We start from the raw sequence: 26816 nt of genomic DNA on the forward strand, positions 1-26816 counted from the left end.
GGATTTCACGGCCCCCGCGTCCCGCGGTTCGCTCAGGGCTTGCCCGGCTTGACCTTCCTGTCGATGCCGTTCACCCGCACGGTGACCTTCCTCTGGTTCCGCGCTCGGTCGGCCGTGACGCTGTACGACGTGACCTTCCCGTCGCGCCACTCGCAGCTGACCTCGTAGCCGCCACGGGCCCGGAGTCCGGTGAAGGAGCCCTTGGGCTTCCAGTCGTCCGGCAGGGCGGGCAGCAGGTGGATGACGCCGTCGTGGCTCTGCAGGAGCATCTCCGCCACAGCGCCCGAGATGCCGAAGTTTCCGTCCATCTGGAAGGGCGGGTGGTCGCAGAACAGGTTGGGCAGCGTGTTGTAGGTCAGCAGTCCGCGCAGCATGATCTGGGCGCGATGCCCGTCGCCCAGGCGGGCGAAGAGAGCCGCCCGCCAGGGCCAGGTCCAGGAGCGGCGGCTGTCGCCCGACACCGTCGCGGCCGTGAAGGGCACGCCTTCCTTCTCGCCGCATCGCGCCTTGAGGGAGACGAGGGCGGCGGCCGCGAACTCGGGCGTTCTCGGGGTGATCTGGCGGCCCGGGTAGACGGCGAAGAGGTGCGAGGTGTGGCGGTGGATGTCGGTGGGGCTGTCGATGTCCTCCTGCCACTCCTGCAACTGGCCCCATTTGCCTATCTTGTTCGGGGCGAGGCGTGCCTGCAGGTCCGCGACCTTGTCCCGGTAGGCGGGGTCCGCCTTGAGCACCGCCTCGCAGTCGAGGTAGTTCTGGAACAGGTCCCAGATGATCTGCTGGTCGTACATGACGCCGTCCTCGCGCGGCCCGTGCTCGGGTGACCAGCCGTTCGGGGCGACGAGGAGTCCGTCCTCGCGTTCCTTGAGATGGTCCTCCCAGAACTGGCAGATCTCCTTGATCATCGGGTGGGCGAGGGTACGGAGGTAGTCCAGGTCCTGGGTGAACGCCCAGTGCTCGTACAGGTGTTGCGCGTACCAGGCACTCGCGACGGTGTTCCACTCCCACGCGTTGCCGCCGAAGACGCTCTGGCTGGTGCGGGCGGTCCAGCCACGCGTGTCCTTGCCGAAGGCGTTGCGGGTCGCCACGCGGCTGGGCACCGCCACCTGTTCGATGAACCGGACGAGTGCCTCATGGCACTCCGGCAGGTTCGTCGTCTCGGCTCCCCAGTAGTTCATCTGGACGTTGATGTTGGTGTGGTAGTCGGAGGCCCAGGCCGGCTGATTGCTGTCGTTCCAGAGGCCCTGGAGGTTGGCGGGCAGGCCGCCCGGGCGCGAGGAGCTGACCAGCAGATAGCGGCCGTAGTCGAACATCGTCTGCTCGAGTGTGGGGTCCTGACGGCCCGCCGCATAGCGCGCCAGCCGGACGTCGGCCGGCAGAGCGAGGACTGCGGCGTCGGAGCTGCCCCAGTCGACCGAGACACGCTTCATGAGGGTGCGCGTCTCGGCGATGTGCCTCTCGCGCAGCTCGCCGTAGGGCCGGGAGGCGGCCTTGCCGAGCGCCCTGGCGATGCCGATCCCCGGATCGGGTCCGCGCCACCCGGCTGCGGCGTCGAGCCTGTAGTCGGTGCGGGCGTCCAGGAGCAGGGTCAGGGTGGTGCAGCCGCTGAAGCGGAGTACCGATCCGTCCGCGCGGAGGTCGCCGTCGGTGTGCACGGCCTGGACGGTGCACGCGTGCTTGAGGCCATTGCCCATGACACCGCTGAAGGCGATCCGGCGGGCGGCGGCGTCGACGGTCGTCGGAGTGTCGTCCTGTGCGGACGTCAGCGATATCGCTCCGGATAGTCCCTGGGCGCGGTCCGACGTGTAGCGGAAGACCATGACGTCCGCGGACCGGCTGGCGAAAGCCTCCCGCAGGACGCGCCGTCCCGGTGCGCCGAAGCGGGTCACGTGCAGTCCCTTGACGAAGTCGAGGGTGCGCCGGTAATCGACGACCGTCCGCTGGGTGCGCGTGTCGAAGCCCTTGCCTTCCAGCGCGATCTCGGCGATCTGGAAGCCGGTGGACGACGCGCCGGGGGTCAGGGTGAGCCGGTAGACGCGGTAGGCCGTGCTGTTGGCGATCCGGAAGGTCCGGGTCTCACCGCGGCCGGCGAAGGGCGCTCCGGGGTTCCGGGTGTCGAGGGTCGTCCAGGCGGTCCCGTCCTGCGACCCCTCCAGCCGCCATCGCCGGGGGTCGTCCTTCGGACGGTCCGGTGCCGCCGTCAGCGCGTACGAGGTGACGACGACCGCGCGGGGCAACTCGGCCTGCCATACGACCGCTGGTGCGGGGGCGTCGATCCGCCAGACCGTGGCCGGGTCGCCGTCCACCGAACTCGAGATGTCCGTGGTGCCGCCGGAGCCCCCGGAGTGCCCGCTCGGCGACGACAGGTACAGGACGCCGCCCGCGCCGAGGTCGACACCGGACAGGCCGATCTCGCTCACCTGGAAGTGGCTGACGCCTGCCCTCGGGACGAAGTCGAACCGGTAGAACCGGTAGGCCGCGGGGTCGGCACAGGTGAACTCCTTCGTCTGGAAGCGGCTTTCGAAGGGCGCTTCCAGCGTGCGTCTGTCGAGCGGGGTCCAGGTGACGCCGTCGGCGGAACCGGAGAACGTCCACTCCTGCGGGTCGCGCTGCGGCACGTCATTGGCACTCGTCAGACGGTAGGACGCGACCACGACGGGGTCGGGGAGCTCGACCTGCCACCGCACCTTCGAACCCGGCCCATCGATGCACCACTTGGTGCTCGAGTCACCGTCGTACGTCTTGTCGACGCCCTCCGAGGAGGAACTGCTGTACGGGCCGCCCGGGGCCGTGACCTTCGGGCTCGCACGGCGAGCGAAGGTGACGACGACATCGCCGAAGTTCCGGTACGAGCCGAAGCCGGTCATGCCGGTGTCGAATTCGCTGTCCGGTTTGCCCGCGAGGGCGTTGTCGTAGTTGTTGACACCGCCCCACAGGCTCTGTTCGTTGAACTGGATACGCTCCTCGTGGGGATCGGCGAAGAGCATGGCACCGAGCCGGCCGTTGCCGATCGGCAGTGCCTGCGACTGCCAGTCCTGCGCGGGTACGGAATAGGTCAGCGCCTCGCGCGACAAAACCGGCCACCGGGCAGCCGCCGCCCCCTCGGCCCCGGCGGCAACGGCCTGCCCCACGGGCGTTCCACCGGCCACTTGAGCAAACAGAGGCGCGAGGGCCAGACCACCGCCGGCCTCGAGAACGCTTCGTCGCTGCGGTTGGGATTCATTGATCACGGCGAGATCTCCCGGCCCATTCATCGGCTCTTTCACGGAGGAAGTGACAGCTACATCGACACCCTTCGAGGGCGCGAACATCGTCACTGGGGAAGAGATCGGATGTCTATAGCTGTGCGCAACTGACTCGCCTGGCACCACACGCCGCACGCGGGCCCCGACCCGGGCGACGGAAACCGGGAGCATGCCTCCGCCCCCTCTAAGCGGTTGGACCCATTCCGGCTTGAATGAAAGTGCGATTCTCCTGGCAGTACTGCTACGACCAAGCCGGCAACCTCACCAGCCAGGGCGTCGAGCAGGGCCGCCCGCGCGGCACCACGTACAGCATCAACGACGCCCAGCAGATCACCGCCAAGAACGGCTCCACCGCCAACTGGTCCTACGACAAGAACGGCAACGAGACCGCCGGCGCATCGACCCCCGAGGGCACCCGCACCGGCGGGACCTGGTCCGACCACAACCAGCTGACATCGATCACCGTCGGGCGGCAAGACCTACGCCGGACAGTACGGCTCCACCGACCAGAGCGAGCGGATCAAGCTCGGCGACACCCTCTTCCACAACGGCCCTCTCGGCCTGTCCGCCAGGACCACCGCGGGCGTGGACATGGGATTCAACCGGGGACCCGGGGGCACCTTGAACTCCATGACGACCGAGGGCAAGTCGTACTACTAACTCACCGACGCCATCAGCTCCGTCATCGCACTCGCCGACGAGACCGGCACCAAGGTGAACACCTACGCCTACAGCCCCCGCGGCGTCGAGCGCGGCCCGACCACCGAGAAGGCCCCGCAGCCCTACCGGTTCGCCGGCGGCTATCAGGACCCCACCGGCCTGTACCACTGCTCCGCCCGCTACTACGACCCCGACATCGGCCGCTGCACCAGCCCCGACCCCTCCGAACAGGAGAAGAACCCCTACCTCTACGCCGAAGGCGACCCCGTCAACCGCTGGTCTTGTGGAGGCGTGGCTGTCGTAGACGGTCGATCCGATATCACCAGGTGGGCAGGGACCGGGCCTGCCCACCTTTTCAGAAAGGACGGGAGCATGAATTCTGAAGGCGGACGGACAACCAACCCCTGGGTCAGCTTTGTCCTTGCCTTTGTCGCCCTCTATGCCGTGATCGCCGTCGTCCTGTTCCTGGGCGGCTCCGACGCCGCACAAGCCCTGGGAACACCGGCGGCCATCCTCATCGGCCCGGCGGTGGGAATCGGAGTCGTCCGTTACCGGAAGACGCGGTGAGGTGAGCCCGGTTGGGCCCTTCGGGTGTGTACGGAGCAGAACCGCACGGGCCGGCGGCCGGGCGGGCATCCTCCGGAGAGAGTCGCGGGCACGCTACGGCTCAGGCGATCGAGGAGGGCTCATGTCAGGACAGTTCGAAGCGACCATCGAGATCGATCGACCGGTCGAGGCGGTCTTCGACTATCTCGCCGACGGACGCAACGATCCGCAGTTCAGCCCCCGCGTGCTCAAGATCGAGCGGGTTCCGGATACCCCGACCGCCGTGGGGACGGTCTTCCGCAGCACGGTCAAGGATGCCGGGATGAAGACAGCCAGGGAGTTCCGCATCACCGAGCTCGAAGCCCCGGTGAGGATCCGGTGGGCCGAGGTGTCGAAGAACAGCGTGACGGCCGACGAAGGCGGCTACGACCTGGAGCCTCTGGCCGGTGACAGGACACAGGTGCGTATTTTCAACGTCCTGGAGGGCCACGGCTTCGGCAAGCTCCTCGTCGGACTGGCTCTAGCCGCCGCCCGCAAGGACGCCGCGAACTTCGGTGCACGGATCAAGGCGGCAGCCGAGGCAGCGATCTATCCGCGCTGACGGGCACTCCTTCACGTGATGTGCGCCAAAGCCCGAACGGCGGATGTCGGAACGGGCCGCGGGCATCAGCCGAAGCGCCCGGAGATGTAGTCCTCGGTGCGTTGGTCGGAGGGGGTGGAGAAGATCCGCTCTGTCTCGTCGTACTCGACGAGCCGGCCGTGCCGTTCGCCGTTGTCGTCGACTTCCGCCGTGAAGAAGGCGGTGCGGTCCGAGACGCGGGCGGCCTGCTGCATGTTGTGCGTGACGACGACGATCGTGAACTCCTGGGCCAGGTGTTCCATGAGATCCTCGATCTTCGCGGTGGCGATGGGGTCCAGGGCCGAGCAGGGCTCGTCCATGAGGATCACCTCGGGTTCGACCGCGATGGTGCGGGCGATGCACAGCCGCTGCTGCTGGCCGCCGGACAGTGCCAGCGCGGAGGTCTTGAGCTTGTCCTTGACCTCGTCCCACAGCGCCGCGTGGGTGAGGGTCTCCTCGACCAGATCGTCGAGGTTGCCCTTGAAGCCACCCACGCGCGGCCCGTACGCGATGTTGTCGTAGATCGACTTGGGGAAGGGGTTCGGTTTCTGGAAGACCATGCCGATGCGGCGGCGCACCTCGATGGGGTCGACGTCCTTCCCGTACAGGTTCTCGTTGTGGTAGCGGATCTTGCCGGTCACCCGGGCCGTGGGGATGAGGTCGTTCATCCGGTTGAAGCAGCGGATCATGGTGGACTTTCCGCAGCCGGAGGGGCCGATCATCGCCGTGATCTGACGGTCGACGATGGTCATGTTGACGTCGCGGACGGCCTCATGGTCGCCGTAGAACACCGACAGGCTGCCCACCTCGAAGACCGGGGTCGCCAGCGGCGGGACATCGCGAAAGGAGACCTGACCGCCGCTCGTGGAGGAGTCGGGGGCGTCGGGGCGGGAAGCCGCGGAGGGCTGCGCGGGCCGACGGATCCGCCGCCGAAGGCGGTGGAGGCGGCGAGGGGGCTGAGGGGTCATGGCGCGTCACCAGCGGTGGGAGTAGTGGTTGCGGAGCCAGATGGCCAGTGAGTTCATGACCAGCAGGATCACCAGGAGGATCACGATCGCCGCGGCCGCGAGGGAGACGAATTCGGCACGGGACTGGCTGATCCAGTTGAAGATCTGGATCGGCAGCACCGTGAAGGCGCTGTCCGGGCCGCTGGGGTTGAAGGTGATGAACGTCAACCCGCCGAGCAGCAGCAGCGGCGCCGCCTCACCGATGGCGCGGGACAGGGCGAGGATCGAACCGGTCGCCATGCCGGGCACGGCGGCGGGCAGTACCTGGCGCCAGATGGTCTGCCACTGGGTGGCACCCAGCGCCAGGGAAGCCTCGCGGATGGACTGCGGTACGGCGCGGATCGCCTCCCGGGCGGCGATGATCACGGTGGGCAGGACCAGCAGCGACAGCGTGAGCGAGGCGGTGAGCACCGTCTGCCCGAATCCGAGTCCGCGGGAGATGATGCCGAGCCCGAGGATGCCGTAGACGATCGACGGTACCGCTGCCAGGTTCTGGATGTTGATCTCGATCGCGCGGTTCCACCAACGTCCGGGGGCGGCGTATTCCTCCAGGTAGATGGCGGTGAGGATGCCGACGGGCAGGCAGTAGAGCGCGGTGAAGGCGATGACCCAGATGGTGCCCGTGATCGCCGACTGGGCGCCGGCCTGTGTCGGGTCGATGATGTCGGGGAAGTTCGTGAGGATCCGCGAGTCCAGGCGGGGCCACGCCTCCACCACGACGTAGACGAGCAGGGAGCCGAGGAAGACGACACCGACGGCGAGTGAGGCCCACAGGCTCAGCTGGAAGAACCGCTCCCGCCATGGAGTGCCGTCGCCCTTGAGCCGGCGCACCTCCGGGACGTCGGCTTCCGGCCCCTCGTCGAGGACGCGCGTGTCCATCACTCGTACACCTCCCGGTACTTGCGCACCAGGCGAATGCTGACGAGATTCATCACCAGCGTCATCGCGAACAGCAGCGAGCCCACCGCGAAGATCGTCTGGTAGCCGATGGAGCCGGTCGGCAGGTCGCCGATGCCGGCCGCGGCGATGAACGCGGTCATCGTCTGCATGCCTTCGAGCGGGTTGAAGGACAGGTTGGGCCGGCCGCCCGCGGCGATGGCGACGATCAGCGTCTCGCCGATCGCGCGCGAGACACCGAGCACGATCGCGGCGATGATGCCGGACAGTGCGGCTGGGAAGACGACCCGGGTGGAGACCTGCATTCGGGACGATCCAAGGGCGAAGGCGCCATCGCGCAGGTCGTTCGGTACGGCGTTCATGGCGTCCTCGGAAAGCGACGCGATCGTCGGGATGATCATGATGCCCATGACGAAGCCCGCCGAGAGCGCGTTGAAGACCTGGGGCCCCTCGCCGGCCGGCCAGATGTCCTGCAACAGCGGGGTGACGGCCTGCAGTGCGAAGAACCCGTACACGACGGTGGGGATACCGGCGAGTACCTCCAGGATCGGCTTGAAGACCAGGCGGACCCGGGGTCTGGCGTACTCGCTCAGGTAGACCGCCGCGCCCAGGCCCAGCGGCACGGCGACCAGCAGCGCGATCAGCGTGACCATCAGAGTGCCGGTGACCAGGGGCAGTACGCCGAAGTGCGGCGGCTTGAACAGCGGCGACCAGGTGGTCCCGGTGATGAAGTCGCCGAAGCTCACCTTGCCGAAGAAGTCGGTGGCGGGCGGGATGAGGGCGATGACGATGCCGACGGTGGTCAGCACCGACACCAGTGAGGCGGCGACGAGCAGCACCTTGATGGCCTTCTCGCCATAGCGCGGCTGGGACCGCTTCAGGAAGCCGGGACTCCCTGAAGCGGCCGCACCCCTGCCGCGCGTGAAGGTCATGCCCCGTGCTGCTCCCGCAGACTGTCCCAGTTCTTGTTCAGCTCGGCCTGCTGCTCTTGGTTCAGCGGTACGAACTGCGCCTTTTCCGCGATCTCCGCACTGTTCTGCACGTAGTACTCGACAAACGCCTCGACCTCCGGCTTGTCCAGCGAGGACGCCTTCGGATAGATGAACAGCGGCCGCGAGAGCGGCTTGTAGCTGCCGTTCTGCACGGTCTTGGTGGTGGGAGCGACGCAGCCGTCTCCGTCGTCGACCTCGACGAGTTTCAGCTCGTCCTGGTTCTCCTCGTAGTACGACAGGCCGAAGTAGCCCATGCCGCCCTTGGAGCCGGACACGCCCTGCACGGTGACGTTGTCGTCCTCGCTCGGCGAGTAGTCCGTACGGGAGGCGCCCTCCTCACCGTTGACGGCCTCGGTGAAGTAGTCGAAGGTGCCCGAATCGGTGCCCGGGCCGAAGAGCTCCAGCTTCTCGTCCGGGAACTTGGAGTCGACCTGGTTCCAGTTGTTCACCTTCGAGCCGGGCTCCCAGATCTTCTTCAACTGGGCGACGGTCAGGCACTCGGCGAAGTCGTTGTCCTTGTTCACCACGATCGACAGCCCGTCGTTGGCGATCTGGAGTTCCTCGTACTGAATGCCGTTCTTCTCGCAGGCCGCCTTCTCGTCGCTCTCGATCGGGCGCGAGGCATCGGAGATGTCGGTCTCGCCCGCACAGAACTTCTCGAATCCGCCGCCCGTACCCGACGTGCCCACAGTCACCCTGACGTCGGGGTTCTCCCCTTGGAACAGTTGGGCCGCGGCCGTGGACAGCGGGGCCACCGTGCTGGAGCCGTCCACCCGGATGGTGCCGGACAGGTCGCCTTCGACAGCACCTTCGCCGGCACTGAGGTCATCGCCGGAACCACCACACGCACTCGCTGTCAGCAGGGCAGCGGCCATCAGTGCCACAGGGGTCACGGATCTGCGCAACGAAGTGTGAATCTCCACGTGACTCCCGATCCTCGCGTCAATCCCCCCTTCGGCCACTATGAACCAGATGGGCAGAGCTCACGACTCGGACATTTCGCCGAGTCGGCCACGGGCGGCAAAGAGGTGTATCCAGGTTCCATGGGGCCTCGACGGCTGCCCGGCAGCCCCCGCCGATCACGAGAGTCGCCTCAGGCTCTGCTGGCGGTTCCACTCGCGCTCATCGTCATCGTCACGGTGGGCGACATCCTTGCTCCCCCCGAAGTGCACCTCGGCCCCTTCCTGGCCGCCGCCCCCGCGATCACCGCGACCTTCGCGGGACCGAGGGTCACGGCGTGCGTCGGCGCCCTGGCGGTGCTGGCCCAGGCTGTCGTCGCGATCGTGCGCACCAGCCTCACCGACCTCAATCACAGTCTCCAGCTCTCCGCCTTGGTCCTGATCTCGGTGTTCGTCACGCTCTTCGCCCTCCGGCGCGAGCGGCACGAGCAGGAACTGACCCAGCTGCGCTCGGTGGCCGAGGCCGCGCAGCAGGTCGTGCTGCGACCGCTGCCGCGCCGGATCGGCCCCCTGCGCATCGCCTCGGCCTACCTGGCCGCCGAAGCCGAGGCACAGATCGGCGGCGACCTCTTCGCCGCGGCGCGCACCTCACAGGGGACCCGGTTCATCGTCGGAGACGTCCGCGGCAAGGGAATGGAGGCGATCGGGGACGCCGCCCTCCTCCTCGGCGCCTTCCGCGCCGCCGCCCACCGGCAGGCCGGCCTTCCCGCCCTGGTCGCCCATCTGGAGGGAACCGTCTCCTCGGACCTGGACGACCCGGAAGCGGCCGAGTTCGGCACCACGGCCCTCAGCGAAGGGTTCATCACCGCCGCAGTCCTCGACATCCCCGACGACTCTCCGGTCGTCCACCTGATCAACTGCGGCCACCCGCCGCCCCTGCTGCTGCACCAGGGCCGCATCACCGCGCTCGAGGTGGCCAGGCCGCTGCCGCCACTGGGACTCACCGAGTTCGCCGACTCGTCCTTCACCGCACAGACCTTTCCCTTCGAACCCGGCGACACCCTCCTGCTGTACACGGACGGCGTCAGCGAGGCCCGCGACAAGGCCGGGACCTTCTATCCACTGGCCGAGCGCATGCGCGCTGCCCCCTGTGGTGAGCCTCAACGTCTTCTGCACCATCTCCGCGAAGACCTCCTCGCCCACACACCGATGAGGCACCTGGGTGACGACGCCGCCATGGTGGCGATCGAACGCGAAGCGAGGTGTCGGCGGGGCGACGGTCCATGACCCGTGCGGAATGCCGACCGTGGCTGGGCGCCTTACCAGACCGCCCCGCGCGCGGGTCCGGAAGAGCGAAACGACCCCGGGCACGCCGGTCGCGGGGCCACGCTGCTCCCAGCGACGAGAGCCGGGGGGAACGTGCAGGCGATTCTGGCGGGGGCGGTACTTCTGGTGTGCCTGAGCACACCGCTGATGGGAGGGGTGCAGCAGCCACGGCTCAGGTCGAAGCGGCTGACACCCGAATACTCGGCGGGGGCGCCGCTTGCGGTGGGGCTCGGTTCCTGGGTGATGTGGGTGCTGATGTTCCCGGTGCTCCGCGTCGGCTTGACCGATACCCGGAACACCTGGATATGCGTCGCGTTGCTCGTGCTGTGCGTACTGGTCGCCCGGCCGATGGTCCGGATGGTGGCGCCCGCGCGGCTCAAAGGGAGCCGAATACTGGTCGCGGCACGCGCGGTGGGCCTCTGCTGTGTGGTGGCGGGCGTCATGGCACCGCTGGAAACGGGGGTCGACAAGCAGCCCATGGCCGGGATGACCGTGGTCTACGCGACGAACGCCGCCGTACTGGGTCTGATGCGGATCGTGGACCACGGCTACTTTCCGCTGGTCCTGCTGCGGACGGCGCTGTGGAAGGCGCTCCTGGCCGTCGTGACCGGGTACTGGATCCACCACACCGGCGGCACGCTCCTCCCCGACCCGGACGACGCCACCCCCGGGACGCTGCTGCTCGCCGTCCTGTGGTGGTCGCTGGTGGGGCTGTCCGCCGGCTGCGCGGTGGCCGCCGTCGTCCGCCTGGTGCGCTGGCTGAGGACCGGGCCTCCTGCCCGCCCCGCGCCCCCCGGAGTGACGTCCTGGCCACCGGCCGTCGGCGACGTGTGGACAGCCGAGCTCACCCACGACGACAACACCTACAAGGAGCGTCCGGTGGTCGTGCTGGAACGCACCCCCGGCTTCGTCCGCGTGCTCGGCATCACCAGCGTCGACAAGTCCGACCGGCCGCGCGGCCACCTGAAGCTCCGCCTGTCCGAGTGGCAGGGCGTACTGCACAAGGGCGGCTGGCTGAACCTGGAGATCGCGCACATCCCGTACTGCGACTTCCTCTGGCGGCGCGGGGAGTGCCCGGACCGGGTGTGGGACGTGCTGTGCGGGAAGGCCGACGTAAGGGAGCGGTCCGCGAAGGCAGGTCCGGCCCCGGGGTTCACCTCGCGCCACCGGCTGCGGTCAGCGATGAACGCGCACGTCGGCCGAGACTCGCGCACGGTCCGCGCCGGCACCGACAGCCGGGTGCGCAGGGTGTGGACTCGGGAGAAGGTCTGAACCGCTGCCCGGTGCGGTAGTCGGCAGCAGGGTCCTGCTCATGGGGGCTGCTTCTCTCCCCCGCCTCCTGTGCGGAACCGGGCCCGGTGCTGTCGCGGGGTGATCCCGCGTTCTCGTTTGAACGCGGTGCTGAGGGCGGAGGCGCTCGCGTAGCCGACCTGTCGGGCCACGGCCTCGATCGTCACGTCCGGTTCCCGGAGCAGGTCGGCTGCCAAGTCCAGCCGCCAGTCGGCGAGGTAGGCGATCGGCGCTTGGCCGACGAGTTCTGTGAAGCGGCGGGCGAGAGTCGCGCGAGAGACCCCGACTCGCGACGCGAGAGCGCTCACCGTCCAGGGCGACGCGGGATCGCTGTGCAAGTGGCGCAGCGCCCGGCCCACGACAGGGTCGGACAGGGCGCGATACCAGGCCGGGGCTCCCGTCTCGGCCTGCGCGAACCACGCTCGGAGCGAGGTGACAAGGAGCAGGTCCAGCAGCCTGTCCAGGACGACCTGCTGGCCAGGTTCCTCCCGGACGACTTCCTCGGCGAGCAACCCGACCGGATCGATGGGGCTCTGAGGGTCATGAGGCAGCACCAGCACCGGCGGCAGAGCGCGCAGGAGTCTGTTGCTGACTTCGCCGGTCATCCGGTACTTGCCGATCACCATCACGGTCGCATCGCGGGGGACGTCGTTTCCCCAGGTGCGAGGGCCCAGATCAACGACCTCGCGCAGGTGTTGACCCGACGGTGTCGTGCGATGGGGGCCCGGTCGGACGACCGTCCGGACGGGCGTGGAGGGAGTGTCGGCGAAGGTGTAGGGGGCCGGCCCGCGCATCAGCGCGACGCTGCCGGGGCTGAGGCACCTGGCCGCGCCGGCCTCGGGCATGACCCAGGCCGCGCCGTGAGCGAGGGCCACGACACTCAGCGGGGCCGCGTCCTCCACCCGGACCGACCAGGGCGGGCTCAGGACGGAACGCAGGATGAAGGCGCCCTGGGCTCTGGGGCCGGCCAAGAGGCCGGACAGTGCGTCCATGGACCCCAGGTTAGACGCTCAAGCACGAAATCGAGCTTTCCAGCTATTCAGCGTCTGCCTGCCGACGGCGTGTACTGGCGGCATGAGGACAACGAACAGCACCAAGAAGACGCTGGTTCTGGCCGGGACGGGCAAGACCGGGCGGCGTGTGGTCGAGCGCCTGGCCGCGCGGGATCTGCCGGTTCGGGTCGGCTCCCGCAAGGGGGCGCCACCCTTCGACTGGCAGGAGAGGGCCACCTGGGCGCCCGCGCTGCAGGGGGTGGAGTCGGTGTACGTGGCCTATCACCCGGATGCCGCGTTTCCCGGGGCCGCGGAGGCGGTGGGGGCGTTCGCCGGCGAAGCGGTGCGCTGCGGTGTTACGCGGCTGGTGCTGCTGGCCGACCGTGGTGCGAGCGAGGCGGAGCGCTGCGAGCAGGCAGTGCGCGCGTCGGGCGCCGAGTGGACCGTCGTGCGCACCGGGTTCATCTCTCAGAACTTCAGCGAGGACGTCCTCACCGGCGCGGTGCGGGCAGGCGTGGTCGCACTGCCGGCGGGCGAGGTGGCGGAGCCGTTCACCGACGCCGAGGACATCGCTGACGTCGCGGCCGCGGCTCTCTCCGAAGACCGCCACGTCCATGAGACATACGACGTGACCGGTCCACGGCTCATGACCTTCGCCGAAGCCGTCGCGGAGATCGGCAACGCCATCGGGCGCACGGTCCGCTACCAGGCGATCAGCCGGGAACGATTCTCCGCCGCTCTCCAGGAGAAGGGGACACCGGCGCGGCTCGCGGAGCCGCTGGCCGATCTCATGGGCGAGGTCTTCGACGGTCGCAGGTCCCGACTCGGTGATGGCGTCCACCGCGCTGTCGGCCGACCGCCCCGGGACTTCGCCGACTACGTCCGCGATACGGCCGCCACCGGCGTCTGGGCCCCCGCTCGATAGGGAGGGCGGTCGGGGGCGGTCACCAGAAGATCGCGATCGCCTCCAGCGTCACCTCGCGGGTGTCCTCGCGCCAGCCGGTCATCTTCCCGAGGCAACGGGCCGTGAAAGTGCCGGCCGGGATCGAGCGGCGCGCGTTCCCGGGGGCCACGACACGCATGTACACCGGGGGCCGCTCGGCGCCGTACTCGGCCCGCAGGACGAATCCCTCCGCGACGTCGGGCACGCCGGTGAACACCCCTTTGACCGAGACGAATTCGCCGATGCGGCTCAGGGTCACGGCACGGCCGTCGGCCAGGTTGTCGGCGAGGTTCCGGTTGGGGACGACGGTCAGTGTGGTCAGGTCGGCGTGGACGATGGCGTCGGCCCGGTCGAAGGCCTCCATGACCACGCCGATCACGTTGATCGGTTTGTCCTTGCGCACGAACTTGCGGAAGGTCTCCTGGCTGACGTCCCGCTTCAGCCTGAAGCGGAACAGCCACGTCAGCACACGGCTCCAGAAGCCGACACTCGTGTCGACCTTCGTCCGCAGCTCGACGGCCTCTTCCAGTGCGGACCGGTAGTTGCCGAGCTCGTAGAGGTCCATCACCGCCTGCTCGTCAAGGTACAGACATATGCTGTACGCCGACTGCCAGCGCCGCAGGTGCCTGCGCCGCTCCCGGGCATGGCGCACCAGGACCACCGCGAGCACCACCGCGCCGGCGGCCGTCACCAGCCAGACCGTCATCCACTGCCACCAAAGGCTCCACCACAGTGCGTCAGTGACAGCCACGGATCTCCTTGAATGCCTCGGAAAGGGACGAGCCGGCGGCCTCCACCATCCGTCCGCCCGTCCCCGCCGCCGCGCGCCGCAGTTCGTCTGCGTCGGCCTCGCCGAGATGGACGGGGTAGGTGTGAACGGCGGCGCGCACGGCGGCGGGCAGCGCCTTGTGACGGCGTACGAACTCCGCATGGGGCAGGCCCGCGTTGTTCTCGCCGTCCGTCATCAGGACGAGTGAGACGGAGCGGTCGGGGTCGGCGGCCAGTTCGCGGGCGGCGGTGCGGTATCCGCGGTCGAGGGCGGACCATACGGCGGTGGCATCGCCGTAGCCGCCCCTGGCGACGGTGTCGGCGAGGGCCGTGAGGTCTTTCGGGCCGGTGACGGTGACGGTCTTCTCCTCCAGTACCCGGCCGCCGAACCGGACGATGGTCAGCCGCTCGCCCCGGTAGAAGCGGGTGAACTTGCCGGAGGCGGAGGGGTCTGCGCCGCTGAGTCCGGCGAAGGCCTCGCGCAGGGCGGCCATTCGGGCACCGCGCATCGAGCCGGAGAAGTCGAGCAGGAAGACCACCTGGGTCGTGGCACGGCGGTCGGGGTCGCCGTAGTCCGCCAACAGGGCTTCTATGACGGCGGGTTGGTCGGGGTAGAAGAGCGCGTTGCCGACCGGTTCGCGCAGCCGTGCGTCCCGGGTGACCGTGGTGTTCACGGGGCGGCGCAGAGTGTGCCGCATGATCTGCCGCTGCACCGGGTCGCGCCGCAGCCACTGCGTGACCTTGTCGTAGGCGGTGCGGTGGGCCGGGTTGAGCAGGAGCAGCGGGAAGTCCGCCAGGACCATGCCGTCTTCGGGGCGGACGACCTCCAGTCGGTCGTCGACGTGGTCGGTGGCGTTGAGGGCGAGCAGATCGGACTCGTACGTGATGAGAGCGTTGGTCTCGCCCTGGTGGCCGGCGTAGGAGTCGACGAGGGCGGGGCCGGTGTCGGCGGTGAGGGTCTGGCCGGAGCGGAAGCCGCGCAGCCGGTCGCAGGAGACGTCCTCGGGGCGCAGCGCGGCTCCGGTTCCTGCCGCGGCGGTGGCTACGCCGATGAGGGCGGCGAGCCCGCTGCCGGCGTGCCGGGGGTCGGCCATGCCGAAGCGGACGGTGCCGGTGGCGGCTGCGTCCGCGATGTCCGCCCAGGTGAGCCGGCCGCCTGGCACCTGGGCGCGAAGCTTCCGTGCCACGTCCGGCTTCAGGCCGATGACGACGGGGGACGTCATGGTGGGGGTGCGCTGCACCCCCCGGATCGCGCTCTTGTCCGTGAGGCGCAGATAGCGGTCGGAGGACAGCCACGCGAGGTCGTACCTGTCGCGGTCCGGGGTCTTCGTCTCGGCGTCGGCCCGGTGGTCCAGGCGCAGGTCGATGCCGGTCTCGTCCTTCAGATCTCTCAGCAGCGGGGCCAGTACGGCGAGATCGGGACTGGCGAGCACGCGCAGCCGGACCGTTTCGTCGCCGTCGCCGCCCGAGCAAGCGGTGAGCAAAGCGGCTACGAGCGCCAGGCAGAGCGCGGGCAGGCCCGCACCACGTCTCACTTGCCGCCCTTCCGGTCCGGGCAGTCGCCGACGATCTCGATCATCTTCTCCAGCAGGGGCAGGCTGGGCAGGACCGCCCGGGTGTCGTCGGAGGAGGTGGTGGGCACCGGGATCTGCCGCTCGGTGAGGAATCGGGTGAGGTCGTCGCTGGTCGAACCGCCGGCGGAGTTACGGGTCCGAAAGCCCAACTCCGTGGCGCGTTGCTGGAGTTCGCTGTTCTCGCTGACCAGTTCACCGAGCCGGGCGCCGTCGCCGGTCAGCGCGACGAGCTGGGGTTCGGTGACGAAGCGTGTGGACGGGTAGAGCAGGACGCGCTCGTCATCGGTCGCGCCCTTTTCGGCCGCGTACCCGATCTGATGGGCGAGGAACTGGTGCTCGTAGATCACCGAGACAGGGGCGATGCTCTGCCCGTCGGGGGACAGATACGTTTCGGCCCGTTCGGAGGACGGCAAGCCCTGCTCGACGAGGAGCGGCTTGATCCTCCGGGCCAATTGCTCGGCCTCGGCCTCGCTGTCCGGTGCGTCGTTCCCGTGCTCGACGAAGGCCACGAGCCCGAGGTAGGTGCCGGCGGAGTTGGACTCGCAGATGTCCGAGGTCTGGGCAAGGATCTTGTTGCCGTTGCGGACGTGGTCGTCGCGGTCGATCTCGTCCCAGCGGTAGCCGTCCTCGGGATCGCGCTGGACGCCCTTCCTCTTGCCGCGCGCGAGATCGAGGAACCGCCGCATGTCGAGGGTGTAGTACAGCGTCCGGCCGCCCGGTCCCGGCAGGCGTTTCGCGACGCCTTCCGCCGTGAGCACCTCGGCGTAGTCCCGGTAGGTGGCCAGCACGATGGGGCTGACGAACGGACGGTACAGGAGCACCGGGCGGTTGGCCCGGGCGCGCTCCCGGCTGATCAGGTCGGAGGCCGGCTGGCCGGAGGGGAAGACGACGTCGTATCCCTCGTAGTCCTGCTTGGCGATCTCACGCGAGCCCATATTGGTGATGTGCACGCGGAAGCCGTGCTTCATCAGCAGCCGCTCGACCACGGGGTCCTGGAAGAAATCCCTCTTCGAGGCCATCTTGGCCTCTATGGTGACCACCTGCCGCAGCGGCAACAGCAGGTTCCCGGAGGCCACGAGCAGGACCAGCCCGACGACCGGGACGGGCAGCGCCGACGCCAGCAATCCGCGCAGGCGTCGGCGCGGGGGTCTGGTGACGGTTAACCGCGGCTCTTCGGTAGCGGGTCTGTTCGCGGGCACCTGCGTCTCCCCCCGTGACACCTGCGTTCGCCCCCGTGGGCCCGGGCCAGGATCGTCGGTGATGCCGGTGTACCCCGAACGTCCTTTCCCGGAACGTCGGTTGAACGTAGGAAAAGGCACTCGTTCCGCGCGGATCGCGTTCCGTGAGCCAGTCGGCCGCCGGTTCACTCGCGGCAGGCCATGTCGAGGACCGTGGCGACCCGGTTGAGTACGTCGAGGGGTGGGGTGTAGGGGACGCGCAGGTGGTGGGTGAGAGTCGCATCGGCCGCGAAGCGCGGGCCGGGTGCGAGTTCGACTCCGCCCTTGCCGACTCGCTCGACGATCGTGTCTGCGGGAGTGGCGGTGAGGTGCAGCCACAGTGCGAGTCCGCCGGGTGGAACGGTGAAGTGCCAACGGTTGTCGTCGGCGAGCAGCTTGCTGAGGCGGTCGCGCTGTCTCCGGAGTTCGCCGCGCCGTCGATGGAGCACTGTTTCCAGGTCGCCCAGGAGTTCGGCGGCGATGAGCTGTTGCATGGGGGGCGCGGACAGTGGGCCGGCGAGGGGGTGGCTCCGCAGGCTGCTGATGAGTGGGGTCGTCGCTCGGATCCAGCCGATGCGCAGGCCGGCCCATATCGCCTTACTGGTCGAACCGATCAGCACGGCGCCGCGGATCCGAGGCACGGGCTCCGGCCGGTCGCGCAGGTCGAGGTCGCGCATGGTCTCGTCCGCGACGATGGTCACCCGGCTTTGGGCGGCCAGGTCGGCGACGGCTCGCCGGATGTGCTGAGGCATGAGCGCGCCGGTGGGGTTGTGGAAGTCGGGCACCAGGTAGGCGAGATGGCCTCGGGCGGCGGTGAAGGCGGCCTCGAGCTGGTCGAGGTCCCAGCCGTCGGTGGTGACCCTCGAGCCGACCAGCCTCGTTCCGGGACCGCGCAGTATCCGCAGCGCGTCGAAGAACGTGGGGATCTCGACGGCGGCCACGCGGGGTTTGAGGTGTGCGGTGAGCAGGGTCAGCGCGGCGCGTGCCCCGCTGGTGACGAGGATCTGCTCGGGCCGGGTGGCCAGACCCTCACGGCTGTACCGTGCGGCGATCAAGGCACGCAGCTCGGGAAGACCGGGTCCGGGTTCGCCGTGCTCGGCCAGCAACGGGGCTGCTCGTTCCACGGCTCGCCGGGTCGCTGCCAGGTAGGCCTCCTGCGGTGCGGCGGGCACCGCCCGGCGCAGGTCGGTGACGGAGCCGGTTTCCCCGGTCGCCGAGACGGGGGCGATGCGTTCCGCGGCGGCCGGGGGCAGCCGCACCGTGCTGGCGCTGCCGTGCCGGGTGCGGACCCATCCACTGTCACGCAATCGGTCCAGCGCGGCCGTCACCGTGCCGCGGCTCACCCCGAGAGCAGTGGCGAGGCGGCGTTCGGCGGGCAGCTCGCTGCCCGTGCGTACGCGGCCGTCGAGGACCGCTTCCCGGACTGCTTGGGCCAGCGCCGCGCTCAGTGGCGCATCGGGCGTTCGCCAGGGCCCCAAGGCCCGCACCAGCTGCTCGTCCCCCATCCGCACTGGTCCAGTTTCCCACGATTGGACCATGCCCTCCGGCCCGCCGCCTGCCTACCGTCGTCGTCAGCCGAGACGAACGGAGACAACGTGTACCTGCGACTCGCCGCAGACCGAAATGAGCTGCCGAGGCTGCTGGAGGCCGTCCAGCGGCACGCCGCCGCCCTTCTCTCAGACCTGGAAGAGCGGGACGTCGTCCCTTCGGTGCCGGTCCCGCCACCCACACCGCTGCCCGCGCGGGGTGTGGGTCTGGAGGCGACGCTCGACGAGTTCGCCGCCCGCTGGGAACCGGCACTGTCGGCGAGTGCGGGGCCGCGCTACCTCGGGTTCGTCACGGGAGGCGCGACCCCGGCGGCCTTGGCCGGCGACTGGATGACCGCGACCTGGGACCAGAACGCCTTCTCCTCACTGGACGGAGCGGGACAGCACCTGGAGCGTGAGTCGATCGCCTGGCTGCGCGGCCTGTTCGGGCTGTCCGACCACCATCACGGAACGTTCGTCAGCGGTGCCACCATGTCCAACACCATCGGCCTTGCCACAGCACGGGAATGGCTCGGCGAGCGCAGAGGCGTGTCACCTGCCGAGGACGGCGTGGGCGGCCTCGGCGCGGTACGGGTGCTGTCGGGAGCCGCGCATTCGAGCGTGTCCAAGGGGCTGTCGATTCTCGGCCTGGGGCGCACGGCCCTGATCCCGGTGGACACTCTCCCCCACCGGGAAGCCGTCGATCCGGCCGCTCTTGAGCGTGCGCTGCGGGAGCACGAGGCCGATGGGCCATGCGTGGTCGTCGCCAATGCCGGCACCGTCAACACCGCTGACTTCGATGATCTGCGCGCCATCGGCGCGTTGCGTGAGCGCTACGGATTCTGGCTGCACGTGGACGCCGCATTCGGCGCCTTCGCGGCCCTGTGCCCGGGATACTCGCATCTGGTCGACGGCCTCGATCTGGCCGACTCGATCTGCGTCGACCTGCATAAGTGGCTGAATGTGCCGTACGACAGCGCGGTGCAGTTCACCCGCCGACGTGATCTGCAGACAGCGGTCTTCCAGAATTCGGCCGCCTACCTCGGCCCTCTCGGCGACACCCCTGACACGGTCCACCTCACTCCGGAGAACTCCCACCGTCTGCGGGCCATCGCGGCCTGGTTCACCCTGCGCGCGTACGGGCGCGACGGCCACCGCGAGATCGTCGAACGCTGCATCGCCTGTGCGCACATTCTGGGCGACGCCATCGACAGCACGCCAGAGCTTCGACTCCTGGCACCGGTCCGCCTGAACGTCGTCTGCTTCACCCTTGCGGAAGACCCCACCGCCGAACGCCTGTCCGCACTCACCGGTCAACTCGCCGACGAGGTCTTCCTCACCCCAACCGTTCTGGACGGTGTGCCCGCGCTACGGGCCGCGTTCAGCAACTGGCGCACCACCGAGAACGACACCCGACGGGTCGTCACCGCGCTGCAAGGCGCGCTTCACAAATTGTGAGGTCGCCTAGTGCTCCGCCGCGAGGTCGGCGCGGATGCCGATGCGGTCCTGGACCCAGTCGTGGAACTCTCCGATGTGGTGCTCGCTGGGCACCAGGACGCCGCCCTTGGCGTACAGGCGGGAACTCATCGCCGGCTGGCAGCGCTCACAGGCGTCGAAGTCCTGCCGGTTGACGCGGTCGAACAGCTCCACCGACCGGCTGACGTCCCGGCCGCTCTCCACCACGCCCTTCAAATACAGCCAGTCGCACTCCACGATCGTGCGGTCCACCGCCACCGGGAACATCCGGTGGAAGATCACATGGTCCGGGACGAGGTTGATGAACACCTGCGGGCGCACCGTGATCGCGTAGTACCGGCGGTCCTGTTCCTCGGTGACACCCGGAATGCGGTCCAGGCCCGCCGAGCCGTCGACGGTGAAGCCCTGGACCTCCGAGCCGAACTCGGCGCCGTGTCCCACGTAGTACTGCGCCGCGTAGCCGTCGGCGAACTCCGGCAGGACCTCGGTCAGCTCGGGGTGGATGGTCGCGCAGTGGTAGCACTCCATGAAGTTCTCGATGATCAGCTTCCAGTTGGCCTTGACGTCGTAGACGATCCGCCTGCCGATCTCCAGGGTCTCGACGTCGTACCGTTCGACGGACTCCACGTCGCCCAGGCGCGCGACCACGTCCGCGATCACCGACTCCTCGAACGACGGGGGGTTCTCGGCCAGGCACACCCACACATAGCCGAGCCACTCGCGTACCGCCACGCTCGCCAGTCCGTACTCGGTCCGGCCGATGTCCGGCATCTTGGTGAGGTTGGGGGCCGCGACGAGTTTGCCGTTGAGGTCGTACGTCCAGGCGTGGTACGGGCACTGGAAAGCCCGCTTCACCTCGCCGGACTCCTGCGTGCACAGCTTCGCGCCCCGGTGCCGGCACACGTTGAAGAAGGCCTTGACCGAGCCGTCCCGCGAGCGGGTCAGCAGCACGCTCTCCCGTCCGACGTCCACCGTCCGGAACGCACCCGGCTTCGCCAGTTCCGACGAGCGTGCCGCGCAGAACCACATCGACTCGAAGATGTGCTCCTGCTCCAGGCGGAAGATCTCCGGGGCCGTGTAGTGGTCTCCGGGGAGGGTCGCGATCAGGCTCTCCGGCAGGCCGGTCGTAGTCATGGTTCACCTCGAAGTGAAGCGCCCCTGGCGGGCGGACGGTTGCCTCATGCGCAACGAGATTCTTGCTACGCAACTCACAGTGCAGTCCGCCCGAACCGCTGTCAAGACCTTGACCACAGGCCGTCACAGCCAGGACCATGTTGCGTATCAGTCCGACTGTTGCGTATTGCGCACCCCCTCAGGGAGGGCTCAATGTCCCTTGGACCCACGACCGGCCGCGAGTTCGTCCTCACCCTGTCGTGCCCCGACCGCTCGGGTCTCGTCCACGCGGTCACCGGCTTCCTGGTCCGGCACTCCGGGAACATCCAGGAGAGCCAGCAGTTCGACGACCGGCTGCAGGACCTCTTCTTCATGCGGGTCCACTTCGACGTCTCGGACCCGGGCACCTCACTGGAGGACCTGAAGTCCGGCTTCGCCCCGGTGGCGGAGGCGTACCGGATCTCCTGGCAGCTGTACGACGCGTCGACCCCGACGCGCACCCTGATCATGGTGTCGAAGTTCGGGCACTGCCTGAACGACCTGCTCTTCCGCCGGCGCACCGGCGCGCTGAACATCGAGGTGCCGGCGATCGTCTCCAACCACCGGGACTTCGAGCCGCTCGCCGAGAGCTACGGGATCCCGTTCCACCACGTGCCCGTGACCCGGGAGACGAAGCTCGAGGCGGAGGCCCGGCTGCTGGAGCTCGTCGACGAGCTGGACATCGACCTCGTGGTCCTCGCCCGCTACATGCAGATCCTGTCGAACGACCTGTGCAAGCAGCTCGAAGGCCGGGCGATCAACATCCACCACTCGTTCCTGCCGAGCTTCAAGGGCGCCCGCCCCTATCTCCAGGCGCACGAGCGCGGCGTCAAACTCGTCGGGGCGACGGCCCACTACGTCACCCCGGACCTCGACGAGGGGCCCATCATCGAGCAGGACGTCATCCGTGTGAACCACTCCCAGGGTCCCGACAGCATGGTCGCCCTGGGACGCGACGTGGAGGCGCAGGTCCTGGCGCGGGCGGTGGAATGGCACAGCCAGAGCCGTGTCATGGTCAACGGCAACCGTACGGTCGTCTTCCGCTGACGAAAATGACCTCCGCCCCCTCACGCCTGTTGACCAATTCGCCTAGAGTCTCGCCATGAGCAACTTCGGCGCCGAGCCCGCAAGCGCTCCCTCTGGCGGAGTGCAGTCCGTCGACCGTGCCGTCGCCGTGCTGGAGATCCTCGCCCAGCACGGCGAGGCGGGCGTGAGTGAAGTGGCCGCGGCGATCGACGTCCACAAGTCCACCGCCTTCCGTCTGCTCGGCGCGCTGGAGGCGCACGGGATGGTCGAGCAGGAGAGCGAACGCGGCAAGTACCGTCTCGGCTTCGGAGTCGTGCGCCTGGCAGGCGCCGTGACGGGCCGCATCGCCGTCACCCGCTACGGGCGGGGAATCTGCGAGCGTCTCGTCGACGACGTGGGCGAGACGCTGAACATCGCCGTGCTCGAGTCCCACCACGCGATCAATCTCTACCAGGTGCGCAGTACGTCGGCCATCGCCGCACAGAACTGGGTGGGACGGCAGACCCCGCTGCACTGCACCTCGAGCGGCAAGATCCTCCTGGCCCACCTCGACCGCGGGGACCGCGACGAGCTCCTCGCCGAGGCGGGCCTGCCCCGTATGACACCGCGCACGGTGACCTCCAGGAAGAAACTGGAGGCGGACCTGTCCGAAGCCCGTGAGCAGGGCTTTGCCGTCACGCGGGAGGAATACGAGGAGGGCCTCAACGCCCTGTCCGCGCCGGTGCGTTCGCAGGACGGCGAGGTCGTCGCCGCCCTCAGCGCGTCGGGACCGGCCTTCCGGCTGACCGAGGAGCGGATACGCGAGCTCGCACCGGTGATCGTCGCCGGAGCGGACGAGCTCAGCGGCCGTCTCGGCTACACGGGCTGAGGGTGCCGGCGTCAGCCCGTCCACTCCACAGCCGAAGACGCACGGCCGCCAGCCGGATCGCGCCCCCGGAGGTGCGGGTCGCGGCGCTTGGCGATGGAGCCCCGCTTCTTCTTGGACACCACCGAGCCCATGCCGAGGTCCTGCGGTGTCACGGTGCCGTCGGTGTCCTGGCGTAGCCCTCGGCGTACCGAGCCCTGTGCCTCCATCACGGCGGGGGGCGCGAAGTTCTCGGAGGCGATCATCTCCAGGGTGGACTGTTCATACGGCGTTCGCGTTCCTCTCGGCGGCCTCGACGACATTCGCGAGCAGCATGGCCCGGGTCATGGGACCCACTCCCCCGGGCATCGGCGCGAGCCACCCGGCGACCTCGGCGGCACCCGGGTGGATGTCACCCACCAGCCCCTGGTCGGTGCGGGTGATGCCGACGTCCAGGACGGCCGCGCCGGGGCGCAGCATGTCCTTGGTGATCAGTCCGGGCGAGCCGGCGGCCGCGACGACGATGTCCGCCTCGCGTACGTGCCAGGCAAGGCCCTTGGTTCCGGTGTGGCAAAGGGTGACCGTGGCGTTCTCCGACCTGCGGGTGAGGAGGAGTCCGATGGGCCGTCCGACGGTGAGGCCCCGGCCGATCACGCACACTCGCGCTCCGGCGAGCGGCACGTCATGGCGGCGGAGCAGTTCGACGATCCCGCGCGGGGTGCACGGCAGCGGAGCCTCGACGCCGAGGACGAGCCGCCCGAGGTTCACGGGGTGCAGTCCGTCGGCGTCCTTGGCCGGGTCCATGCGTTCCAGTACGGCGTTGGCGTCGAGGTGACGCGGGAGCGGCAGCTGGACGATGTAGCCGGTGCAGGCGGGGTCGGCGTTGAGCTCGTCGATCGTCTCCTCGACCTGCTGCTGCGAGGCGTCGGCGGGCAACTCCCGACGAAGGGAGGCGATCCCTACCTGGGCGCAGTCCCGGTGCTTGCCGCCGACGTAGGCGCGACTGCCCGGATCGTCGCCGACGAGGACGGTACCCAGCCCGGGTGCCCGGCCGGTGGTGGCAGTCAACTTGGCCACGCGCTCGGCGAGTTCCTGCCGGATTTCGGCGGCGGTGGCCTTGCCGTCAAGGAGTTGTGCGGTCACTTGGGGAGTTCCTTCCAACCATGTCGGCGCTGAACGTGTCCCGAAGGGGCGCGGGGAACTGCGCGACCAGCCACAACGCAGCCGCAGACGAGATCTCAGCCACGAAGACGGGACATCGCCGGGTCGAACAGAGGCTCCTCAGCGACCACGGCCTCGACAGACTGGTCGAAGTACCCGATGTGCAGAACGGTCCCAGGAGTGGCCAGCTCCACCGGCAGCCACGCATACGCGATGCCCTTGCCGATCGTGTATCCGTACGCGGCACTGGTGACGTAACCCACCGCACAGTCCCCGTCGTACACCGGCTCCTTGCCCATGACGACGGCCCGGGGATCGTCGATCGTGAGGCAGGTCAGCCGGCGCCGCACCTCCGCCTTGCGCCGCTCCAACGCCGCCTTGCCGATGAAGTCCTCCTTGTCGAGCTTCACCGCGAAGCCCACCCCGGCCTCGTACGGGTTGTGTTCATAGGTCATGTCCGTGCCGAAGGACCGGTAGCCCTTCTCCAGGCGGAGGCTGTTGAACGCACCCCGCCCCGCCACGATGCCGCCCAGCGGCTTCGCCGCCCGCCACAGCGTGTCCCACAGCTTCTGGCCGAGGTCCGCGGTGGTGTACAGCTCCCAGCCGAGCTCACCGACGTACGACAGCCGCATCGCCGTCACCGGCACGGAGCCGATGTGCGCGCGCTTGGCGCGGAAGTACTTCAGGCCCGTCGCCGAGAAGTCGGCGTCGGTGAGCGGCTGGAGGACGTCGCGGGCGCGCGGTCCCCACAGACCGACGCAGCACGTGCCGGGGGTGATGTCGCGGACCTGGACCGTGCCGTCGGCGGGGAGGTGCCGGGTGAACCAGTCGAGGTCCAGGTTGCCGTTGGCGCCGACCTGGAAGAGGTCGGGGGCCAGCCGGGCGACGGTGACGTCGCTGCGGATGCCGCCGTCGTGGTCCAGGAGCAGCGTGTACGTCACCGAGCCGACGGACTTGGCGACCTTGCCGGTGCACAGCCGCTCCAGGAACTCGCCCGCACCGCGACCGCTGACCTCCAGTCGCTTGAGGGCCGTCATGTCGTACATCGCGACGGTCTCGCGGGTGGTCTGGGCCTCGGCGCCGACGATGGGCGACCAGTACCGCGCGGCCCAGTCGTTCGGGGTGACGATGGAACGGCCTTCGACCAGACCCGCGTTGGCCTCGTACCACTGGGGCCGCTCCCAGCCGTTCGCTTCCAGGAAGAAGGCGCCCAGCTCCCGCTGGCGGGTGTGGAAGGGGCTGGTGCGGATCGGGCGTGGGTCTCCCGACGGCTGGAGGGGGTGGAGGATGTCGTAGACCTCGACGAAGTTCTGGCAGTCGCGGGCCAGTACGTACTCCGGGGAGAGCTGGTGCGGTTCGAAGCGGTTGACGTCGCACTCGTGCAGGTCGAAGGAGGAGCAGTGGCCGTCGACCAGCCACTCGGCCATGGCCCGTCCGACGCCCGCCGAGTGGGTGACCCAGACGGCCTCGGCGACCCAGAAGCCCTTGACGTCCGGGGATTCGCCGAGCAGGGGCAGACCGTCGGTGGTGAAGGAGAACAGGCCGTTGATGCCCTCCTCGACCTTGGCGTCCTTCGTCGCGGGGAGCAGTGACTGGGTCTCGCTCCAGGCCTCCTCGAAGTCCTCTTCGGTGAACTTCAGGACGGAGGGCATCTCAGCGGCCTCGTCCACGGAGAGGATGTCGTCGGCGGAGATCGGCATGGGGCGGTGGCCGTAGTAGCCGATGCCCAAGGCGTCGAAGCGGTCGCGGTAGTAGAGGTCGGCGTCCTGGTGGCGCAGGATCGGGCGGACCGCCTCCTGCGTCTGGCCCGCCAGGGCCGGTACCGGGCCCGTCCAGGCGAGCTGGTGGGCGAGCGGCGTGAGCGGGAGGTTCATGCCGACCATGCGGGCGATCTTCGGGCCCCAGATGCCGGCGCAGCACACGACGATGTCGGCGGGGATCTCGCCCTGGTCGGTGAGGACACCGGTCACCTCGCCCTCGGCCCTGGTGACGTCGAGGACTTCGTGGCGGGCGAGGAAGCGCACGCCGCGCTCGGTGGCCCGGCGGATCTGCGCCTCGACGGCGAGGACCGCCTTGGCGAGGCCGTCGGTCGGCACGTGGAGGCCGGCGAGGACCTTGTCCGGGTCGACGAGCGGGTGCTGTTCGACGCACTCCTCGGTGCTCAGCAGCCGGGCCTCGATGCCCCAGGAGGCGAGCCAGCCGTGGCGCCGCTGCAGTTCGGCGACGCGCTCCGGGCTGGTCGCCACTTCCAGGCCGCCGACCTGGAGGAAGCAGGGCTGGCCGTCGACGTCGAGCGAGCAGAACTTCTCGACGGTGTAACGGGCCATCTCGGTCATGGTCTTGGAGGGGTTGGTCTGGAAGACCAGGCCCGGGGCGTGCGACGACGATCCCCCGGTGGCGGGCAGCGGGCCCTGGTCGACCACGGTCACTTCGGTCCAGCCTCGCGCGGAGATCTCGTCGGCGAGCGCCGCCCCCACGACGCCCGCTCCGATGATGACCACCCGGGGTCCCGCCATCGCCGCACCTCCGACGTTGAAAGCGTCCAGTTGCTGTCTGCGCAACAAGGTTCAGGTTGCGCAACTCAATGTGCCCGCCGTGCAGAGGCGTGTCAAGGGGTCCGCGACGCCGGAAAAGCGCCCGGCGGCGAGAGGGAGGAACC

21 protein-coding genes and 1 pseudogene are annotated in these 26816 nt (G+C 69.1%); 8 read left to right on the top strand and 14 right to left on the bottom strand.

What is annotated here, in order from left to right; all coding sequences use genetic code 11:
• Nucleotides 1–32: 32 nt before the first annotated feature.
• On the bottom strand, nucleotides 33–3128 hold the full coding sequence (locus ACWIF2_RS18460; RefSeq protein WP_454361564.1) for a glycosyl hydrolase family 95 catalytic domain-containing protein: 3096 nt from the start codon (nucleotides 3126–3128) through the stop codon (nucleotides 33–35).
• 341 nt (nucleotides 3129–3469) lie between these two features.
• Between ACWIF2_RS18460 and ACWIF2_RS18465 the strand changes: the two are divergent.
• A pseudogene (locus tag ACWIF2_RS18465) lies at nucleotides 3470–4469 on the top strand (RHS repeat-associated core domain-containing protein); the annotation flags it as partial.
• Between the two features lie 121 nt (nucleotides 4470–4590).
• The gene (locus ACWIF2_RS18470) at nucleotides 4591–5049 is read left to right on the top strand and encodes an SRPBCC family protein (RefSeq protein ID WP_454361565.1); all 459 of its coding nucleotides are present in this window, start codon (nucleotides 4591–4593) and stop codon (nucleotides 5047–5049) included.
• Nucleotides 5050–5114: 65 nt separating this feature from the next.
• Here ACWIF2_RS18470 and pstB read toward each other — a convergent pair whose 3' ends face one another.
• The 4 genes from pstB to ACWIF2_RS18490 are packed head-to-tail and all read right to left on the bottom strand — an operon-like array spanning nucleotide 5115 to nucleotide 8856.
• Nucleotides 5115–6035: a phosphate ABC transporter ATP-binding protein PstB gene (pstB, locus tag ACWIF2_RS18475; protein WP_454361566.1), complete on the bottom strand. Its 921-nt coding sequence runs from the start codon at nucleotides 6033–6035 to the stop codon at nucleotides 5115–5117.
• Between the two features lie 6 nt (nucleotides 6036–6041).
• A complete protein-coding gene (pstA, locus tag ACWIF2_RS18480; RefSeq protein ID WP_454361567.1) occupies nucleotides 6042–6953 on the bottom strand; it encodes a phosphate ABC transporter permease PstA in 912 nt (303 codons plus the stop codon).
• A complete protein-coding gene (pstC, locus tag ACWIF2_RS18485; RefSeq protein ID WP_454361568.1) occupies nucleotides 6953–7903 on the bottom strand; it encodes a phosphate ABC transporter permease subunit PstC in 951 nt (316 codons plus the stop codon). Before pstC ends, pstA begins: the two co-directional genes overlap by 1 nt.
• Complete coding sequence (locus tag ACWIF2_RS18490) at nucleotides 7900–8856, bottom strand: PstS family phosphate ABC transporter substrate-binding protein (RefSeq protein ID WP_454361569.1); 957 nt, start codon at nucleotides 8854–8856, stop codon at nucleotides 7900–7902. The genes pstC and ACWIF2_RS18490 overlap by 4 nt, the downstream gene beginning before the upstream one ends.
• A 150-nt stretch (nucleotides 8857–9006) precedes the next feature.
• On the opposite strand from ACWIF2_RS18490, the gene ACWIF2_RS18495 reads away from it, so the two are divergent.
• Nucleotides 9007–10149 carry a PP2C family protein-serine/threonine phosphatase gene (locus ACWIF2_RS18495; protein ID WP_454361570.1) on the top strand — a complete coding sequence of 381 codons (1143 nt, stop codon included), beginning with the start codon at nucleotides 9007–9009 and terminating at the stop codon, nucleotides 10147–10149.
• Nucleotides 10150–10281: 132 nt separating this feature from the next.
• Nucleotides 10282–11460 (top strand): hypothetical protein, encoded by a 1179-nt coding sequence (locus tag ACWIF2_RS18500; protein WP_454361571.1) that lies wholly within the window; start codon nucleotides 10282–10284, stop codon nucleotides 11458–11460.
• 38 nt (nucleotides 11461–11498) lie between these two features.
• Here the strand turns inward: ACWIF2_RS18500 and ACWIF2_RS18505 are convergent, their stop codons facing one another.
• The gene (locus tag ACWIF2_RS18505; RefSeq protein ID WP_454361572.1) at nucleotides 11499–12470 is read right to left on the bottom strand and encodes a cupin domain-containing protein; all 972 of its coding nucleotides are present in this window, start codon (nucleotides 12468–12470) and stop codon (nucleotides 11499–11501) included.
• Nucleotides 12471–12552: 82 nt separating this feature from the next.
• Here ACWIF2_RS18505 and ACWIF2_RS18510 point away from each other — a divergent pair, with 82 nt between their 5' ends.
• Nucleotides 12553–13395, top strand: coding sequence for an NmrA family NAD(P)-binding protein (locus ACWIF2_RS18510; protein WP_454361573.1), 843 nt, complete (start codon nucleotides 12553–12555; stop codon nucleotides 13393–13395).
• Between the two features lie 19 nt (nucleotides 13396–13414).
• Here ACWIF2_RS18510 and ACWIF2_RS18515 read toward each other — a convergent pair whose 3' ends face one another.
• The 4 genes from ACWIF2_RS18515 to ACWIF2_RS18530 form a co-directional block, all read right to left on the bottom strand.
• Complete coding sequence (locus ACWIF2_RS18515; RefSeq protein ID WP_454361574.1) at nucleotides 13415–14164, bottom strand: hypothetical protein; 750 nt, start codon at nucleotides 14162–14164, stop codon at nucleotides 13415–13417.
• On the bottom strand, nucleotides 14151–15716 hold the full coding sequence (locus tag ACWIF2_RS18520; RefSeq protein ID WP_454361575.1) for a substrate-binding domain-containing protein: 1566 nt from the start codon (nucleotides 15714–15716) through the stop codon (nucleotides 14151–14153). Before ACWIF2_RS18520 ends, ACWIF2_RS18515 begins: the two co-directional genes overlap by 14 nt.
• Nucleotides 15713–16879: a hypothetical protein gene (locus ACWIF2_RS18525; protein WP_454361576.1), complete on the bottom strand. Its 1167-nt coding sequence runs from the start codon at nucleotides 16877–16879 to the stop codon at nucleotides 15713–15715. The genes ACWIF2_RS18520 and ACWIF2_RS18525 overlap by 4 nt, the downstream gene beginning before the upstream one ends.
• Nucleotides 16880–17118: 239 nt before the next feature.
• Nucleotides 17119–18477 carry an aminotransferase-like domain-containing protein gene (locus ACWIF2_RS18530; protein WP_454361577.1) on the bottom strand — a complete coding sequence of 453 codons (1359 nt, stop codon included), beginning with the start codon at nucleotides 18475–18477 and terminating at the stop codon, nucleotides 17119–17121.
• Nucleotides 18478–18567: 90 nt separating this feature from the next.
• Here ACWIF2_RS18530 and ACWIF2_RS18535 point away from each other — a divergent pair, with 90 nt between their 5' ends.
• Complete coding sequence (locus tag ACWIF2_RS18535; protein ID WP_454361578.1) at nucleotides 18568–19956, top strand: pyridoxal phosphate-dependent decarboxylase family protein; 1389 nt, start codon at nucleotides 18568–18570, stop codon at nucleotides 19954–19956.
• A gap of 6 nt (nucleotides 19957–19962) precedes the next feature.
• Here the strand turns inward: ACWIF2_RS18535 and ACWIF2_RS18540 are convergent, their stop codons facing one another.
• Entirely contained in the window at nucleotides 19963–21108 is a 1146-nt protein-coding gene (locus ACWIF2_RS18540; RefSeq protein WP_454361579.1) for an aromatic ring-hydroxylating oxygenase subunit alpha, read from the bottom strand.
• Between the two features lie 192 nt (nucleotides 21109–21300).
• On the opposite strand from ACWIF2_RS18540, the gene purU reads away from it, so the two are divergent.
• Entirely contained in the window at nucleotides 21301–22173 is an 873-nt protein-coding gene (gene purU, locus ACWIF2_RS18545) for a formyltetrahydrofolate deformylase (RefSeq protein ID WP_454361580.1), read from the top strand.
• A gap of 55 nt (nucleotides 22174–22228) precedes the next feature.
• Nucleotides 22229–23020, top strand: coding sequence for an IclR family transcriptional regulator (locus ACWIF2_RS18550; RefSeq protein ID WP_454361581.1), 792 nt, complete (start codon nucleotides 22229–22231; stop codon nucleotides 23018–23020).
• Between the two features lie 11 nt (nucleotides 23021–23031).
• On the opposite strand, the gene ACWIF2_RS18555 is transcribed toward ACWIF2_RS18550, so the two are convergent.
• The 3 genes from ACWIF2_RS18555 to ACWIF2_RS18565 form a co-directional block, all read right to left on the bottom strand.
• Nucleotides 23032–23262: a hypothetical protein gene (locus tag ACWIF2_RS18555; RefSeq protein ID WP_454361582.1), complete on the bottom strand. Its 231-nt coding sequence runs from the start codon at nucleotides 23260–23262 to the stop codon at nucleotides 23032–23034.
• Between the two features lie 16 nt (nucleotides 23263–23278).
• Complete coding sequence (locus ACWIF2_RS18560) at nucleotides 23279–24139, bottom strand: bifunctional methylenetetrahydrofolate dehydrogenase/methenyltetrahydrofolate cyclohydrolase (RefSeq protein WP_454361583.1); 861 nt, start codon at nucleotides 24137–24139, stop codon at nucleotides 23279–23281.
• A gap of 95 nt (nucleotides 24140–24234) precedes the next feature.
• Nucleotides 24235–26673: a GcvT family protein gene (locus ACWIF2_RS18565; protein ID WP_454361584.1), complete on the bottom strand. Its 2439-nt coding sequence runs from the start codon at nucleotides 26671–26673 to the stop codon at nucleotides 24235–24237.
• Nucleotides 26674–26816: the final 143 nt, after the last annotated feature.

The organism is Streptomyces sp. NPDC055506 (genome assembly GCF_053643595.1).